The organism is Mycobacterium sp. 4858 (genome assembly GCF_900240975.1).
GTDB lineage: Bacteria > Actinomycetota > Actinomycetes > Mycobacteriales > Mycobacteriaceae > Mycobacterium.
Genome location: NZ_LT968776.1, coordinates 1968013 through 1982338, shown reverse-complemented (window position 1 = coordinate 1982338; position 14326 = coordinate 1968013). Strand labels below are relative to the sequence as shown.

14 protein-coding genes are annotated in these 14326 nt (G+C 68.9%); 12 read left to right on the top strand and 2 right to left on the bottom strand.

Going from position 1 to position 14326, the window contains the following annotated elements:
* The first annotated feature begins 114 nt into the window (after positions 1 to 114).
* Positions 115 to 510 carry a hypothetical protein gene (locus tag C1737_RS17815; RefSeq protein ID WP_067922715.1) on the top strand — a complete coding sequence of 132 codons (396 nt, stop codon included), beginning with the start codon at positions 115 to 117 and terminating at the stop codon, positions 508 to 510.
* 4 nt (positions 511 to 514) lie between these two features.
* Here C1737_RS17815 and C1737_RS17810 read toward each other — a convergent pair whose 3' ends face one another.
* Positions 515 to 3580 (bottom strand): AfsR/SARP family transcriptional regulator, encoded by a 3066-nt coding sequence (locus C1737_RS17810; RefSeq protein ID WP_102419060.1) that lies wholly within the window; start codon positions 3578 to 3580, stop codon positions 515 to 517.
* A 126-nt stretch (positions 3581 to 3706) separates the two neighbouring features.
* On the opposite strand from C1737_RS17810, the gene C1737_RS17805 reads away from it, so the two are divergent.
* The 11 genes from C1737_RS17805 (at position 3707) to C1737_RS17755 (ending at position 13554) form a co-directional block, all read left to right on the top strand.
* Positions 3707 to 4876: a CaiB/BaiF CoA-transferase family protein gene (locus tag C1737_RS17805; RefSeq protein WP_102419059.1), complete on the top strand. Its 1170-nt coding sequence runs from the start codon at positions 3707 to 3709 to the stop codon at positions 4874 to 4876.
* A gap of 136 nt (positions 4877 to 5012) precedes the next feature.
* Complete coding sequence (locus C1737_RS17800; RefSeq protein WP_102419058.1) at positions 5013 to 5603, top strand: hypothetical protein; 591 nt, start codon at positions 5013 to 5015, stop codon at positions 5601 to 5603.
* Entirely contained in the window at positions 5603 to 6307 is a 705-nt protein-coding gene (locus tag C1737_RS17795) for an NIPSNAP family protein (protein WP_068091511.1), read from the top strand. The genes C1737_RS17800 and C1737_RS17795 overlap by 1 nt, the downstream gene beginning before the upstream one ends.
* 17 nt (positions 6308 to 6324) lie before the next feature.
* Positions 6325 to 7536, top strand: a complete 1212-nt coding sequence (locus tag C1737_RS17790) for a cytochrome P450 (RefSeq protein ID WP_102420003.1) — start codon at positions 6325 to 6327, stop codon at positions 7534 to 7536.
* Position 7537: 1 nt separating this feature from the next.
* Entirely contained in the window at positions 7538 to 8506 is a 969-nt protein-coding gene (locus C1737_RS17785) for a zinc-binding dehydrogenase (RefSeq protein WP_102419057.1), read from the top strand.
* Complete coding sequence (locus tag C1737_RS17780) at positions 8503 to 9264, top strand: HpcH/HpaI aldolase/citrate lyase family protein (protein ID WP_102419056.1); 762 nt, start codon at positions 8503 to 8505, stop codon at positions 9262 to 9264. The genes C1737_RS17785 and C1737_RS17780 overlap by 4 nt, the downstream gene beginning before the upstream one ends.
* Positions 9261 to 9995, top strand: a complete 735-nt coding sequence (locus tag C1737_RS17775; protein WP_102419055.1) for an SDR family NAD(P)-dependent oxidoreductase — start codon at positions 9261 to 9263, stop codon at positions 9993 to 9995. Before C1737_RS17780 ends, C1737_RS17775 begins: the two co-directional genes overlap by 4 nt.
* 80 nt (positions 9996 to 10075) lie before the next feature.
* Complete coding sequence (locus tag C1737_RS17770; protein ID WP_102419054.1) at positions 10076 to 11269, top strand: enolase C-terminal domain-like protein; 1194 nt, start codon at positions 10076 to 10078, stop codon at positions 11267 to 11269.
* 7 nt (positions 11270 to 11276) lie between these two features.
* Positions 11277 to 12584, top strand: a complete 1308-nt coding sequence (locus C1737_RS17765) for a hydroxyacid-oxoacid transhydrogenase (protein ID WP_102419053.1) — start codon at positions 11277 to 11279, stop codon at positions 12582 to 12584.
* A gap of 3 nt (positions 12585 to 12587) precedes the next feature.
* Positions 12588 to 13061: a thioesterase family protein gene (locus C1737_RS17760; protein WP_102419052.1), complete on the top strand. Its 474-nt coding sequence runs from the start codon at positions 12588 to 12590 to the stop codon at positions 13059 to 13061.
* 52 nt (positions 13062 to 13113) lie between these two features.
* On the top strand, positions 13114 to 13554 hold the full coding sequence (locus C1737_RS17755) for an SRPBCC family protein (protein ID WP_067922674.1): 441 nt from the start codon (positions 13114 to 13116) through the stop codon (positions 13552 to 13554).
* Between the two features lie 40 nt (positions 13555 to 13594).
* Here the strand turns inward: C1737_RS17755 and C1737_RS17750 are convergent, their stop codons facing one another.
* Positions 13595 to 14281 carry a GntR family transcriptional regulator gene (locus C1737_RS17750; RefSeq protein ID WP_082972876.1) on the bottom strand — a complete coding sequence of 229 codons (687 nt, stop codon included), beginning with the start codon at positions 14279 to 14281 and terminating at the stop codon, positions 13595 to 13597.
* Between the last annotated feature and the right edge of the window lie 45 nt (positions 14282 to 14326).

The window sequence follows — 14326 nt, the reverse complement described above, 5'->3', positions numbered from 1 at the left end:
CGTTTTCAAACGAATTCCAAACTGCCTCCATTAGGTTGACGTTCGGTCAGATCAGGGCCGGGTCGCCGGGCGGCTACCCGGTCGACATTCCGGCTTGGAATTGGAGCAGACGAAATGGCGAGTGCCCCACCGCATACCAAGGCTTACTTGTTGAAGAACCGCGGCAACTCGTGGTGGGTCAACGTCGAGCTCCATCTCACGGCCGCCAGTTTGCGGTGCACTGCCTCGGAGTACTCGAAGTGGGTCGACGAGGAGCTCGGCCTGACCGATTTCAAAGCGAAACTGTCCTCGGGTGAGCCGGTGGTGGTCTTCGACTTTCGCCGCGACGAGCTGACGATCAAATGGCTGCGGCAGTTCTACCGCGGTGGGTTCCGGGTGAGCAGGGGCGATTCCCGGCAGTGGTTGGTCTCGCTCGTCTACCCGAGCGGGTTCGGGACCCTGCTCGACCTGATGACCGACCGGGCAGTGTGGCGCCAGTGGCGTGAGGCGCTACCCGACACGCCCGGCTGAGCGTTCACCCCGGCCGGTCGGTTACCCGTGACAGGCCGGCCAGTCTTGCGGCGATCAGGGAGTCGGAGGCGTGTTCTCCCGTCGCATCGGCCACGCGCTGCGCCCTGCCCAGCAATTCCCGGGCGTTGTCCGACCGGCGATGGTGATTTTCGATGTCGGCCAGCAGGGCGAGAAAGAAGGGGGTCATCGCGGTGGACCCGTCACTGGTGAGCGCGCCGAAGGCCTCAAACGCGGCGTTGCGGTCGCCCTCCCCGTTCTCGAGGGTGCGTGCCCACACGCTGATGATCCTCGCCGCGGCCCCCCACTGCTGGCCGCCGGCCGCACAGAATTCGCGGTCCACGGCGTCGGCCAGTTCGGCGGTGCCTTCGACGTCACCCAGGATCGCGGCGCATTCGACGAATGTCAGCTTCGCCGCAAGGATATTGAATACGTCGCCGCGACTCTGTGCGAGATGTAATGCCCGTCGGTGATATTCCCGCATTGCGTCGCGGTCCCCGCGGATCGCCTCGCCCAGCGCCATCCAGCAGTACACCCGGGGGTGGAAGAAGTGCATCGGGTCGGTGACCGTCTCGGGAGGCGGGAACGTGTCCATCATGTGGCGGCCAGTGGCGATGAGCGCTTCAACATCACCGCGCAGGGAATACACCATGATGTGCGCGAAGTCATTGACGACACCGATATCGGGATCCCCTGTCAGGTCGTATTGCTCCCGGAGCCCGTTGGCAATGATGTGCGCCTCGTCGATGCGCCCGTGCCCACACAGCATGAGGCATTGCAGCGCGATCGCCCCGTAGAAGCTTCGGCCCTTGACCTGACTGCCGATCTCGAAGGCACGTTGCACGGCATCCGCCGCGGCCGCGCTGGTCTGGCCCTCGAGGATGCCCTTGGCTCCGGCCAGATGCAGCCAGAGGGTGGCTTGACGTTCGAGCTCTTCGGGTTTGGCCGGGAGCTTGCGACAGATCTGTAGCGCATGGTCGGCGAGGCTGGCTACGTCGTCGTAGGCGGAGCGGGTCAGGGCCCGCTGAATGACCGTTTCGTGCAGCTCCAGGGCTGTCTCGGGGTGCAGCTCCGTGCCGGCGCGCCACGCGTGATCGGCCGCGGCGATCCCGTCTTCATACGCGGCCGCCGCCAGCCCGGCCGCGCGCGCGGTGGCGACCGCGGCGTGCACGGTGGTGCGTTCCGTGGTGTCGAGCTGTGCGAGCAGCGCGTCGCGGAGAAGTCCATGACTGAAGCGGTACATACCCGGCCGGCCGGGCACTTCGTCGAGCAAGCCGGCCTGGTAGGCCGGGCGGAGTCGGCGCTGCACGGCGGAACTCGTCAAGTCGACGACGTCGGCCAATTCGGCGACGTCAAACTCGGGGCCGATGACCGCCGCCGCGGCGACGAGGCGCCGGGACGCCCGTTCCAACGCGGCCAGCCGGCGCCCGACGACGCCGACCACAGCGTCAGACAGGTTGGACGACGCGATGTCGGCTCCACCTCGACCGGCGCTGGCGGCCTGGAGAGTGCGGGCAATCTCCTTGAGGTAGAAGGGATTACCGCCAGCCTGCTGCCACACTTGTTCCGTAACGGCGCGGGAGGTCGCGACGCCGGCTATCGAGTCGACCAGCAGCGCGGCGGCCTCGCGGTCGATACCGTTGAGGTGCACCACGCTGGTGTCATTCGATCTGATCAGGCGCTCGAACGATGAGCGGTTCACCGGTCGATCGACCCCGTGATAGGTCCAAGTACCGATGACTTGAATCGGTACCCGGGGGAACATCGCCGCCAGCAATGACAATGCGTTCCGTGAGGTGCCGTCGGCCAGCTGCAGGTCGTCGAGGACGATCAGGAGCGGTTTGATCGACGACAGGGCCTCCAGCGCCGTGACGATACCTTCGACCACCGCAAATCCCGTCGCGGCGACCCGAGTGGACGGCGCGAGCGGTTCGATGTCATTCCATTCGGGAACAAGTGTGTCGACGACCCCGGGCGCCGCCCGCTTTACCGCCCGGCGTCCGGCGTCGCCCAGGTCGGCGCCCAACTGTCGCAGGAGTTGGATCCAGGTCCACAACAGCGGCAGCTTGATGGCGCTGGGGTGACTGGCCCACGACACGGCTACGTCGTCCGCGCGGACCTGGTCCGCAACAGTTTGTGCTAAAGCGGTTTTCCCGATTCCACTTTCGCCGGTGATCAGGGTCAGCCCGCCAACGCCGGCGGCGGCCAACCGGGCCGTCGAGAGGACCGCGCCAAGTTCCGCGTCGCGGCCGACCAATCCCGGGACCGCCAACCGGCCGGACGCGGCGCGTGCCCGGCCCGCTGGCCACTCATCCCGAATCTCGTTCGGCTCCGCACTGATTCGCCGGAAGAGATTCTGCAGGTCCTCTCCCGGCCGGGCGCCGATCTCGCGCTCAAGCGTGGCACTGGCCCGATGGAATGCACGTGTTGCATCGGCGGTTCGACCGGCGCGGTGCAGAGCACGCATCAGGTGTTCCCACAACCGCTCCTGCAGCGGGTATTGCGCCAACGCCGCCTCGATCTCCGGGATCAGCTCGGTGCCGGAACCGAGCCGCAGCGCAGCATCGAAGCGAGCCTCGATCGCGGTGGTCCGCAATTCGGCGTAGCGCAAGGCGTCGGGCGCGGCGAAGTCTCGATAGGTGAACTCGCCGAACGGGTCTCCGTGCCACAACGAAAGGGCAGCGCCGAAGGCCTCGACCGCGCACGTGGGGTCATCGCGCAGCAGGGCTGACCGGCCCAGCGACACCCGCTGTTCGAAGTGGTGCAGATCAATGGAATCCCCGTCGAGCAGGTTCAGCTGGTAGCCATAGGGCCGCGACTGCAACCGCTGTTCAGCAGCGTCGGCCGGCCCCAGCGTTCGGCGCAGGTTGGCGACGTAGGAGCGTAGCGATGCCAATGCCTTCGGCGGCGGGTCGTCCTCCCACACCGAATCGATCAGCCGGTCGATGCTGACGACAGCTCCGATGTTCGCCAAGAGCACCGCGAGCACACACCGCTGCTTCGGGCCACCGAGCGCCGCCCTCGCGCCGTCGACACGGGCCTCCACGACGCCCGACAGGAAGTACTCGACCACCTCACCCGACCCTTAGCAAACCTTTGCTCACGTCAGACAATAGCTTTGGCTGCCAGGACGCGTGGGCGGAAATCGATCGGCAACCCGGCTTCCGACCCCGGGGCGGCACGGAGTAGGAACGTAGCCATGGCGGGACCGATGGAGGGCGTCAAGGTTGTCGAGCTCGGGGTGTGGGTCGCCGGACCCGCCACCGGCGGCATCCTGGCCGACTGGGGTGCCGACGTCGTCAAGATCGAACCGCCGAACGGCGACCCGGGCCGGATGTTCGGCAAGATGCTGGGCTGCGACCTGGGGGTGAACCCGCCTTTCGAAATGGACAACCGCTCCAAGCGCAGCGTCGTGCTCGACCTCGCGGAGGAGGCGGGGCGCGAAACGGCGTTCGAATTGCTCGCTGACGCCGACGTTTTCGTGACCAACGTCCGGCCGGCCGCGCTACAGCGGCTGGGGCTGGACTTCGAGTCGGTCGCGGCCCGCAACCCCCGCCTGGTCTACGGACTGATCACCGGATACGGCGAGACCGGGCCCGACGCCGACCGGGCCGCCTACGACGTGGCCGCCTTCTGGTCGCGCGCCGGCGTCGCGCACCTGCTCACCCGGCCCGGCGACACCCCGCCCTTCCAGCGCGGCGGCATGGGCGATCATTCGGCCGGCATGACGCTGGCGGCCGCCGTGTGTGCGGCGCTGGTCGCCCGCGCCCGCACCGGCGCCGGCCAACTGGTGAGCACCTCGCTGTATCGCCAGGGCGCCTACACCGTGAGCTTCGACCTCAACACCTATCTGCTGACCGGCCAGCCGATCGCGATCGGGCAACGCGAATCGATGGGCAACCCGTGCATGAACAACTACGCGACCGCCGACGGGCGCCGGTTCTGGATCGTCGGGCTCGAAGGCGATCGGCACTGGCCCCCGCTGTGTCGCGCCGTCGGCCACCCGGAATGGCTGACCGACCCCCGGTTCAGCGACGCGTACTCGCGGTTCGTCAACGCGGTCGAGCTGATCGCCGAGCTGGACGCGGTCTTTGCCACCCGCACCCTCGACGAGTGGGCTCAGGCGTTCGCCGCCGAGCCTGATTTCTTCTGGTCGCCGGTGAACAGCCTCGAAGACGTCGTGGCCGACGAGCAATTCCACGCCGCGGGCGGCATCGTCGACGTCCCGGACGGGCAATCCAGCGTTCCGATGGTGGCCACGCCGGCCGATTTCCACGGCACACCGTGGGCACCGCGTTCTCCGGCACCGGAACTCGGGCAGCACACCGAAGAAGTGCTCGCCGAACTCCGGGCGCGCCGCGACTCGTGACCAGCGGTCGTACCTTTACAAATTTGCTCGCAAGTGTCACGCTGTCCGATGTGTCGCGCTAGCGGCGCCAGCCCAGGACAAGCGTTGCGGTAAACGCCAATGCACCGATTCGGTGCGGCGGTGAGGAACGGATTCAATGGTCACGTCAACGTTCGACATCAGGGAAGGCAGCCGGGTCGGCGCCCGAGCGGGCCGTGCTGACCGGGAGTGTCTGCGATACCGGCTCGACGTCATCGCGGTGAGCGCTCTCGACGTGGTCCGGTCGGCAGGAGGTTGGCTCTACGACCGGGCGATGGCCGGCTGGCAGGTGACGGTGCTGCTGCCGAGCGGCGGCGACGCCCTGTCCCTGCGGATCCTCGGTGTGCAGGGGGTGGACTTCGAGGATCACTTCGCCGCGGCGGGTCCGGGCTCGATGAGCCAGAGCCTGGCGGTGAGCGCCGAGGCGTTCGCCGCCGATGCCCGCGTGCGTGACAAGGTGCTCGCGTCGCTCGACGATCGGCTGACCGAAGTCGCTCTGTGGGGCAGGGCGCCCTCCGGGTGGCCCCTGCGGGTGGATCGGGGGGTGGCCAAGGCGCAGTACGTGCCCAGCGCCGCCGCGCGCAGATTCAAGGGCCATGCGCTGGCTGCGGCCGGGATCGACTGCGCCGCAGTCTATTCCACCGAGACGCTGCTCTGTGATCTGGCGACCTGTGAGCGCGGTGATTCGGGGCTGGTCCGGCTCGACTGATGAAGAAGTACTACCGGCACACGCTGCTCTATCTGCACGAGACCATCTCGCTCGGCTCCGGGCGAAGCGAATGCTTCACCGAGGTCTTCACCGACACCTACCGGCCGATGATGGACGAGCTCGGTGCGCGGCTGTTCGCGATCTGGGAGACCACGCCCTACAACGGTCACTGGCCCCAGGTGACGATCATCTGGGAGATCGACGGGTTCGCCGACTACGCCCGGATCGGGGCCGCCCAGGCCCGCGGCGGCAGTCACGAGGCCGCGGCGGGGAAATGGTCGGCCTTTCTGGCCGACATCGGCGCGGCCGGGGAGGGCCGGATCATGTACCCCGGGCCCAGCAACAAGACCCTCGCCCAGCTGCGTGAGGCCAATTTCACTGCGCCGCTGGTGATTCAGGAGATCATGCAGACCAAGCCGGGGCGTCAGGACGACTACATCCGCGAACTGGAGCGGCTCTACGTCCCCTGGTCGGAACGCACCGGTAAGCGCTGGCTGGGTTCGTTCACCACGACGTTCCGCTATAACGAGGTCATCCACTACTGGGCGCTGGACGGCGGCTGGCAATGCTTCGCCGACCACTACCCCTCGTGGAAGGACAGCCCGCCCGCCGAGATCGTCACCTGGATGAGTGTGGCGCCCGCGCTGCGCGACGGCTGGGAGGATTCGATCCTGCAGGCCCTACCGCCGTCGCCGCTGCAGTGATGCGGCAGCAAGAGGCCGTGAACTTCGCCTACGACCCCTTCGACGCGCAGGTGATGGCCGATCCGCTGCCGTACTACCGGATCCTGCGCGACGAGTATCCCGTCTACTACATGCCCCAGTGGGACACCTTCGCGCTGTCCCGCTTCGAGGACATCTGGCAGGTGCTGGAGGTCAACGACGGGACGTTCGTCGCGTCGGAAGGGACCCTGCCGGCCGCATCCGTCCTGGCCAAGCACAACACCGGACCGGTCGCCGACCCGCCGCTGCACCCGCTGCCGTTCCACGCCGTGTTCGACACGGACCTGTACGCGGAGATCCGGCGCGCGCACTCCCAGCCGCTGCGCCCCAGGGCCGTCACCGGCTTGGAGGCCCGGATCCGCGAGCTGGCCAACGAGCGCCTCGACGAGTTACTGCCCCGCGGTTCGTTCGACCTGACGCAGGATTACGGCGGCATCGTGGTGGCGTCCGTGGTATGCGAACTTCTCGGCATACCAGTCGATTTCGCGCCACAGGTGCTGGCCGCGGTCAACGCCGGCAGCCTCGCCGAGCCCGGCGTCGGGGTGGACACCGCCGAGGCGCGGCCCAACTATTTCGAATACCTGCTCCCGGCGGTCCGGCGCCGCCGCGCGGACCCCTCCGGGCGGCCGCTGGCCGTCGTGGACGGCCTGCTCGCTTACCGTCTGCCCGACGGCAGTCCGCTCGACGACGTCGAGGTCGCCACCCAGATGCTGTGCATCTTCATCGGCGGCACCGAGACGGTACCCAAGATCGTCGCGCACGGGCTGTGGGAGCTCGGCCGCCGGCCCGACCAGATGGCCGCGGTCCGCGCCGACCCCGAGAACACCGTGCCGACCGCGCGCGAGGAGATGATCCGGTTCTGCGCGCCGGCGCAGTGGTTCGCCCGAACCGCGCGCAAGCCGTTCACCATTCACGGCGAGACCATCCGGCCGGGGCAGCGTGTCATCACGCTGCTCGCCTCGGCCAACCGCGACGAACGCGAGTACCCCGAACCCGACGAATTCCTCTGGGACAGGCCCATCCGTCGCTCGCTTGCGTTCGGCCGCGGCCAACACTTCTGCATCGGCTACCACCTGGCCCGGCTGGAAGTCGCTGTGCTGCTGCAGGAGTGGCTGCGCAGGGTGCCCGATTTCGCGATCCAGTCCGACGCCGCCCGGCGGCTCCCCTCCAGCTTCCAATGGGGATGGAACACCATCCCGGTGGAGGTCTGACGTGTGGTCCTACCGGATCGTCGCCCCCTACATGTTCGAGCGGACAACGATTCCCGAGAAGACACCCGAGTGCCTCGCCGACGGCGAGGTGCTGCTGCGATTCACGGCGGCCGGCGTCTGCGGCAGCGACCTGCCGGCCTTCCACGGCGCCCGCGGCCGGCTTCCGGGCGATGACGGCGCCAACGCGGCCGAGAAGGACGGCTTCCCGATCCATGAGGTCGCCGGCGAGGTGATCGCCAGCCGGCACGCCGACCACCGTCCCGGTGACCGCGTGGTGGGCTGGGCTTCCGGGTTCGACGGCATGATGGAACGCGTGATCAGTGACGGCGACGGGCTGGCGCCCTACGACCCGGCGCTGACCCCGGCGCAGGCAGTCGGCCTGCAACCGCTGGCATGCGTCCTGTACGCCCTCGAGCAACTGCCGGACCTCGCCGGCAAACACGTCGCGATCATCGGCCAGGGCTCCATCGGCCTGCTGTTCTCCTGTGTCGCCAAGGCGGCCGGCGCGCGTCGCGTCACCGGCGTCGACCCCGTCGACCGGTCAAGTCTGGCAGCGGCATTCGGCGTCGACGACGCGGTACGCGCCACCAGCGACCGCTGGGTGAGTCAGCTCGCGGCCTCCGACCGGGCCGACGTCGTCATCGAGGCCGTCGGTCACCAAGTGGCCACGCTGGGCCACGCCCTCGCGGCCGCCGCGCCCGGCGGCACGGTCTTCTATTTCGGCGTCGCCGACGACGACGCCTATCCGATCAGCATGCGCACCATGCTGCGCAACAACCTGACGCTGAAATCCGGTGTCACACTGGACCGCCGGCGGATGCTGGAGTTCGCGGGGAAGTTCGTCGCCGAACATCCCGAACTGCTCGCCACCTACCTGACGCACACGTTCGGCGTCGACGACGTCCAGGCCGCCTTCGAGTTGGCCTGCCGCCCGGTCCCCGAGCGCGTCAAGATCGCGATCGCGCAATGACCGACGACTCGCGGAGCGCTTTGCGGCGGGCGCTGAACCGGGCCACCCCGATCTGGGGCGGCTGGATCACCGGGCCCACACTGCTCGGCCCCGAGGAATTCGCGCGCGCCGGTTACGATTACGTGGGTTTCGACGCCCAGCACGGCTACCTCGACGACGCCGACATCGCCGGCATGCTGCGCCAAACCGAACACCTGCCCATCGGCACCGTGGTGCGGTTGCCCAACGCCGACGCCGCGCCGATCGGGCGCGTGCTCGACGCCGGAGCCGACGCCGTCGTCATCGCCATGATCGAGTCGGCGGACCAGGCCGCCGCGGCGGTGGCCGCCACCCGCTACCAACCCACGGGCATCCGCAGCTTCGGTCCGCTGCGCGCCGGCCTGGGCCGCGACACCGCCGCGCTCGAGTCGCGGGTCAGCGTGTTCGCGATGATCGAGACGACCGCGGCGCTGTCCGGCCTCGACCAGATCTGCGCCGTCGACGGGCTCGCCGGGCTCTACGTCGGGCCCGCGGACCTGGCCCTCTCGCTGGGTGTGGGCGTGGACGGCGCGACCAGAGATCCTGCCGTCCTGGATGCCATCGTGCGAATCCAGCGGGCCGCCAACGAGGCCGGGCTGGTGACCGGCATTCACGCCGGGAACGGCACTACGGGGCGCGCCATGGCGAAGCTGGGGTTTTCCATGATCACCCTGACCGCCGAATCGCACGCGCTGCGGCGCGGGGCCGCCGAGCACCTGCGAGAGGCGACGGAACCATGAGCGCCGATCGACGCGTCGCACTGGTGACCGGCGCGGCCGGCGGCCAGGGCTGGGCCATCGCCAAACGCCTACGCGCCGAAGGCTATTCGGTGGCCGCCTGCGATCGGCGCGCGCACGAACTTGCCGCCGCGGTCGACGAATTGGGCGACGAAGAGGTGATCGCGGTCGAGCTCGACGTCACCTCGGAGTCAGGGTGGCAGTCGGCCGTCGACACCGTGATCGACCGCTTCGGGGCGCTGACCACGCTGGTCAACGGCGCCGGCGTGCTGCACCGGGCATCGCTGGCCGACGAGACCGCGGAGGGCTTCGAGAGTTCCTGGCGGGTCAACTGTTTCGGGGCCTTCCTGGGTATCCACGCGGCCCTGAATCACCTGCGCGCCGCGCAGCACGCCGCGATCGTCAACATCTGCAGCACCGGGGCCATCCGCCCGTTCCCGCACCACGCCGCCTACGGTTCGGCGAAGTGGGCCCTGCGCGGCCTGACCCAGAACGCGGCCGCGGAACTGGCGCCGCTGGGCATCCGGGTCAACGCCCTGTTCCCCGGGCCGGTCGCGACCCCGATGCTCGACGACGCCACTCAACTGCGGCTCGCCGCGTCGTCGGCGTTCGGGCGCATCGGCCGGCCGAGCGAGATCGCCGACGCCGTGGCGTTCCTGGTCTCCGAGCAAGCGTCGTTCATCACCGGCTCGGAACTGGTGGTCGACGGCGGCCAATGCGTGCAGATCCGGTGACGGCCCCCACAATGGCGATCCTCGGCGCGGGACCTTCGCCCCTACTCTGAGCGCGCGGGCCCTCGGCAGAATGTGTTGCCATGAAGATCACCGGCCTCGAGGTCGTGCCGTTCGAGTCGTTCGTCGATCGAATCTCGTTCGGCCAGCTGATGACCGACTACCGCGTGGTGCAGACCGTGACCAAGGTGCTGACCGACGAGGGGATCGAGGGCTACTACTTCGGCGGCCACTTCCATGGCGACCAGGACGGCCTGCTGCCCGGGGATCAGGCGATCATCACCCAATTTCTGAGCCCGCTGCTGGCCGGCCATGACCCGTTCGACCGCGCGGAGATCTGGCGGCAACTGTGGGCGGCGAAACTGCCCGAAAACGTTTGCAGCGTCATCGATCTCACGCTGTGGGACCTGGCCGGCCGGGTGGCCGGGCTGCCGGTGCACAAATTGCTGGGCGGTGCTCGGGACCGGGTCAAGGCCTACGCCAGCAGCTTCAACAACCTCGGATCTCCCGACGCATACGCCGCCCACGCCGTCGAATGCAAGCGGCAGGGCTACGCCGCCTACAAGATTCACCCCTACCACTACTGGAACCCCGCGACGGGCGAGCCCGCCCTGCCGCGGCCCTCCTATGTGGACTGGGACATCCGGGTGTGCCGCGAGGTCCGCGCCGCGGTGGGCGACGAGATGGTGCTGATGTTCGACCCCTGGGGCACCTACCACACCTATGAGGACGCGCTGCGCGTCGGCCGCGAACTCGAGCGGCTGGGCTTCTACTGGTACGAGCACCCGATGCCGGAATACCGCGTCGAGGCCTACCGGCGGCTGGGCGACGAACTCGACATCCCGATCTGCTCTCCCGAGATCGCCGAGGGCGGCATCTACACCCGGGCCGACTGGATCCTGCGCGGCGCCTCCGACATCAGCCGCATCGACGTCCTGCGCGGTGGAATCACCGGCGTGATGAAGCTGGCCGGAATGTGCGAGGCCGTCGGCATGCGGTGCGAACTACACATGAGCGGCTTCGGCAACCTGGCGGTCCTCGGCGCCACCAGCGAAGACGTCTGCCAATACTACGAGCGCGGCCTGCTCGGGCCGGGGGCCCGCTACGACACCGCGCCTCCGTACCTCAAGGCGCCGTGCGACCCGCTCACGTCGGACGGATTCGTCGAGATACCGTCGGCGCCCGGGCTCGGCTACGACATCCGCTGGGACTACATCGAAGCTCACCGCCTCCCGGATGAGGTGGTGGAACCCGTCGCGCCGCTGCACCCGAGATAATGGCCGGATGGCGTGCTGTGATTACCCGACTCCCTCAGCAGGCTGCGACGGGGCCTTCACCGTCGACGCGTCACGGGTGACGTTCGGGCGCGGCTGCCTCGCGGAGGTGGGTGACCGCGCCGCCGCGCACGGAGTGCGGCGGGTGGCGCTGTTCTCCGACGCCGGTGTGGCCGCGCTGCCGGTCTTCGCCAAGACGCGCGACTCGCTCGCCGCCGCCGGACTGGACGTGGTCACCTACACCGACGTCCACGTCGAGCCCACCGACGCGTCCTTCCGGGACGCGGCGGATTTCGCCCGAGAGCTCGAGCCGGACGGCTACGTGTCGCTGGGCGGCGGCTCGGTGATCGACACGTGCAAGGCCGCCAATCTGTATGCGACCTATCCCGCCGACTTCCTGACCTACGTCAACGCGCCCGTCGGTGACGGCAAACCCGTCCCGGGTCCGCTCAGGCCGCACATCGCGTGCCCCACCACGGCCGGCACCGGCAGCGAGGTGACCGGCATCGCGATATTCGATCTGGTGTCGCTCTCGGCGAAGACCGGCATCGCCTCTCCCGCGTTGCGTCCCACGCAGGCGCTCGTCGACCCCGACTGCACGGCGAGCCTGCCGGCCGAGGTCGTCGCCTCGGCGGGCCTGGACGTGCTGTCTCACGCGTTGGAGTCCTACACCGCGCGACCCTACGTCCGGCGTCCCGCACCCGAGCGGCCCAGCCTGCGGCCCATGAGCCAGGGCGCCAATCCCTGGAGCGATCTCGGTTGCCGCGAGGCGTTGGGCGTGCTGGGGCGGTTCTTGGAGCGTGCGGTAGACGACCCCGCCGACAGTGAGGCACGCGAGCAGATGATGTGGGCCGCAACGCTTGCGGGCATCGCGTTCGGCAACGCGGGCGTCCACGCGCCGCACGGGATGGCCTATGCGGTGGCGGGGCTGGTGCAGGGCTTCCGTCCGACGGGCTACCCGGGCGACGAGCCGCTCGTGCCGCACGGCATGGCAGTCATCCTCAATGCGCCGTCGTCGTTCCGCTTCACCGCCGAAGTCAGCCCGGAGCGGCACCTCGAGGGTGCCAGGCTGCTCGGCGGCGACACCCGCGGTGCCGGCCCCGAGGATGCGGGCGAGGTGCTCGCCGCCGAACTCATCCGCATCATGCGGGCGGTCGGCATGCCCAACGGCCTTGGCGGGGTGGGTTACACCGAAGACGACGTGGTGGCGCTGACCGAGGGCGCCCACCCTCAGCAGCGCCTCCTGCAGAACGCCCCGAGGGAGATGAGCAAACCGGTTCTGGCGGAGCTGTTCCGGCAGGCGATGCGGTACTGGTAGACCATGACTTCAGCTCCCGCGGTCCCGACCCCGCCCGACGGGCTTACCAGCGACGACTTCCCGGTGCGCTGGCCGGTGGGTACCCGGTGGGCCGACAACGACATGTTCGGCCACCTCAATAACGCCGTGTACTACCAGTTGTTCGACACCGCGATCAATGCGTGGATCAACACCGGCACCGGGCTGGACCCGCTCACCACGCCGGCACTGGGCATCGTCGCCGAATCCGGCTGCCGGTACTTCTCGGAGCTGCATTTCCCCGAAAGCCTCGCCGTGGGCGTGGCGGTGACCCGGCTGGGCCGCAGCAGCGTCACCTACCGCCTCGGCGTGTTCCGGGCGGCCCGGGGCGAGCGGGCGCAGCCGATCACCGCGCTGGGCCACTGGGTGCACGTCTACGTCGACCGGGTCAGCCGCAAGCCGGTGTCGATTCCCGATGCCGTCCGCACCTTGCTGTCGACGGCGGTCGTCGACCGGTAGGCCGAGATCGCCCGTCGCAGCGGCTCTTTCGCGCCCCGGCTATGCTTCGCCAATGCCAGTTATGAGCAAGACCGTCGAGGTCCGCGCCGACGCCACCAGGATCATGGCGATCGTCGCCGACTTCGAGGCCTACCCGCAGTGGAACGAGGAGATCAAGGGCCTGTGGGTGCTCGCCCGCTACGACGACGGGCGCCCCAGCCAGCTGCGGCTCGACACCGACTACCAAGGCATGCAGGGCATGTTCATCCAGGCCGTCTACTACCCGGGGGAGAACCAGATCCAGACCGTGCTGCAGCAGGGGGACCTCTTCACCAAACAGGAGCAGCTGTTCAGCGTGGTGGAGCTGGGCGACTCGAGCCTGCTGACCGTGGACCTGGACGTCGAGACCTCGATGCCGGTGCCCGCGCCGATGGTCAAGCAGCTGCTCAACAACGTTTTGGACCACCTCGCCGAGAAGCTCAAGCAGCGCGCCGAGCAGCTGACCGCGGGCTAGGTCCGATGGCGGCGACCCGCTTCGGCCGCGCTCGCGATCGCTAGGGGCCGGTGCGGTCCCGCATCTCGGTCAGCCGGGCCGCCGCGTCGGTGAACTGCCAGACGGTGTGCTCGATCACCGCCGCGGCGTCCCGCCGCCGCAGCGCGGCGATGAGCTGCCGGTGATTCTCGACGGCGGCCGCACCCCACTGCTGATCGGCCGCATACACCAGCACCGGCATGTAGCGCGCGGCGTTGAGCAGGAACCAGGCCAGCTTGATCCGGCCGCTCGCCTGATTGAAGACCCGATGGAACGCGAACTCGATGCCCGCGATGGTCTCGGCGTCGCTTGACCCGACGGCCGCGGCGAGGGACTCGTTGATGCGCTCGAGCTCGCCGATCTCGGCGTCGGTGATGTGGTCGGTGGCGGCGGCCGCCAGCTCCCTGGCGATGGTGGCCTGCAACCAGAAGATGTCCTCGATGTCCTGGCGCGTCAGAGGAAGCACGACGTGACCGCGGTGCGGTTCGAGTTGCACCATGCCCTCGCCGCGCAGCTTCAGCAGGGCCTCGCGCACCGGCGTGACGCTGACGCCGAGCTCGGCCGCGGTCTCGTCCAGGCGGATGAAGGTGCCCGGCCGCAGGGTCCCGGACATGATCGCCGCCCGCAGGTGTCCCGCGACCTCGTCGGACAACTGGGCCCGGCGCAGTGGCCGTCGGCTCCTCAGTCGCGTGGATATCGGTGCGTTCACGGGGGCTGCCAGGGCTTTCGGGGCTTCGTGGAGGTCGGTCTGAAA

What these genes read in the sequence shown, in the direction of transcription:
- C1737_RS17795 (WP_068091511.1), top strand. Translation starts at nt 5,603, where the DNA reads ATGAAGAAGTACTACCGGCACACGCTGCTCTATCTGCACGAGACCATC.
- C1737_RS17755 (WP_067922674.1), top strand. Translation starts at nt 13,114, where the DNA reads ATGCCAGTTATGAGCAAGACCGTCGAGGTCCGCGCCGACGCCACCAGG.
- C1737_RS17775 (WP_102419055.1), top strand. Translation starts at nt 9,261, where the DNA reads ATGAGCGCCGATCGACGCGTCGCACTGGTGACCGGCGCGGCCGGCGGC.
- C1737_RS17765 (WP_102419053.1), top strand. Translation starts at nt 11,277, where the DNA reads ATGGCGTGCTGTGATTACCCGACTCCCTCAGCAGGCTGCGACGGGGCC.
- C1737_RS17770 (WP_102419054.1), top strand. Translation starts at nt 10,076, where the DNA reads ATGAAGATCACCGGCCTCGAGGTCGTGCCGTTCGAGTCGTTCGTCGAT.
- C1737_RS17760 (WP_102419052.1), top strand. Translation starts at nt 12,588, where the DNA reads ATGACTTCAGCTCCCGCGGTCCCGACCCCGCCCGACGGGCTTACCAGC.
- C1737_RS17805 (WP_102419059.1), top strand. Translation starts at nt 3,707, where the DNA reads ATGGCGGGACCGATGGAGGGCGTCAAGGTTGTCGAGCTCGGGGTGTGG.
- C1737_RS17780 (WP_102419056.1), top strand. Translation starts at nt 8,503, where the DNA reads ATGACCGACGACTCGCGGAGCGCTTTGCGGCGGGCGCTGAACCGGGCC.
- C1737_RS17815 (WP_067922715.1), top strand. Translation starts at nt 115, where the DNA reads ATGGCGAGTGCCCCACCGCATACCAAGGCTTACTTGTTGAAGAACCGC.
- C1737_RS17800 (WP_102419058.1), top strand. Translation starts at nt 5,013, where the DNA reads ATGGTCACGTCAACGTTCGACATCAGGGAAGGCAGCCGGGTCGGCGCC.